The sequence below is a fragment of the Polaromonas sp. P3_C2 genome (assembly GCF_056402675.1).
Window position 1 is genome coordinate 1 of sequence record NZ_JBFUGX010000799.1, and the last position, 1681, is coordinate 1681.

Genomic DNA, 1681 nt, shown 5'->3' on the forward strand with positions numbered 1-1681 from the left:
GTCCGGCGGCGCGATCCAGGCGGCCATCTTGCCGGGTTCGGTAACTCGGTTCATCAGGCTTTTGACAAATGCCGTATCGGCCGGCGTGGGCAGCCACTGGTCTTTTTTCGCTTCGAAATCGGCGGCGCTGATCGGGTTGCCCTGCGGGTCGGTGAAATTACCGGCCCAGGCGCCGACCGCGCGGCGAAAACGTGTGGACGGCAGGGTCAACTCAAAATCCACACCCGCGCGCTTGATGCCCATGTTCCAGCGCGTCACGCCGACATTGCAGTCCTTGACGTACTCGAGGCGCGTGATCTCATTCATGCCGTTGCGGGTCGAGATCGTCTCGTTTTTGAGACCGCCCTGCCCGTTCGGCACCACGATGCTCATCTCGGTTTCGAGTTCCACGTGGTCGGCGAACTTGGCTTCGTCCGGCCGGCCCTTGATGCCGTTGCTGAAGTAGTTGGCGGCGTTCGACGACGCTTCCGAGCCGAACAGGTCCAACGACGACGTGAACCAGAAGTTCATGAATTTCTGCACCGTGGGCAGGTCGATTACACCGGCTTTGCGCAGTGTGGCGACGTCGTCGGTGTCCAGCTCTTTCATCACTTCCAGCGTGCGTTTGATGACACGGCCAACCCCGGTCTCGCCCACGAACATGTGGTGGGCTTCCTCGGTCAGCATGAAGCGCGTGGTACGCGCCAGCGGGTCAAAGGCGGATTCTGCGAATGACTTGAGCTGGAACTTGCCGTCGCGGTCGGTGAAGTAGGTGAACATGAAAAAGCTCAGCCAGTTGTCCATGGGCTCGTTGAAAGTGCCCAGGATTCGCGGCTTGTCGGCATCGCCGCTGTGGCGCATCAAGAGCTCTTCCGCTTCTTCGCGGCCATCGCGGCCGAAGTGCGCATGCAGCAAATACACCATGGCCCAGAGGTGTCGGCCTTCCTCGACGTTGACCTGGAAAAGATTGCGCAGGTCATACAGCGACGGCGCGGTGTGGCCCAAGAGGCGCTGTTGCTCGACAGACGCCGGCTCGGTGTCGCCCTGCGTCACGATCAGACGGCGGAAGGTCGAGCGGTATTCGCCGGGCACGTCCTGCCAGACGTCTTCACCCATGTGGTCGCCAAAGCCAATCTTGCGACCCTCTTCCTTGTCAGCCAAAAAGATGCCCCAGCGGTAATCGGGCATGGGCGTGTAGCCGTAGCTGGCCCAGCCTGATGCATCCACGCCGACAGCAGTGCGCAAATAGACTTCCTTGGCCTTGAAGTCGCTGGGACCCATTTCGTCCCACCAGTTCAGAAAGGCGGGTTGCCAGTGCTCCAGCGCGCGCTGGAGCTGGCGGTTTTCGCCCAGGTGGACGTTGTTGGGGATGAGGGCTTGCAGATCTATTGAGCTCATGGCGTTCTTCCATCAAATAAGTTGCGAGGCGGCAGCAGCAATGTCAGTACCAGTGCCAGCGCGGAACCGGCTTTGCCGGGCCGCAGGTGGCGCCCCCTGGGGGGAGGCGCCGCAGGCGCTTCGGGGGGTTACACCCTCTTCCAGTCGAACTTGGCTTTCTTGCCCGTGCCGAAAAGTTTCAAGGCACCGTCCTCACCCACCGCATTCGGACGAATGAAAATCCAGTTCTGCCAGGCCGAGAGCCGCCCAAACACGCGCGTCTCCATCGTCTCTTTCCCCGGGAAGCGCAACGAGGCTTCCATGC

Annotated in this window: 1 protein-coding gene and 1 pseudogene; both read right to left on the reverse strand. The window is 61.3% G+C overall.

The features are described from left to right. On the reverse strand, nt 1–1377 hold a 1377-nt coding region (boxB, locus tag AC1DWI_RS22095), incomplete at its 3' end, for a benzoyl-CoA 2,3-epoxidase subunit BoxB (protein ID WP_477725778.1). A 128-nt stretch (nt 1378–1505) separates the two neighbouring features. After that, nucleotides 1506–1681, reverse strand: a pseudogene (locus AC1DWI_RS22100) (2,3-epoxybenzoyl-CoA dihydrolase); the annotation flags it as partial.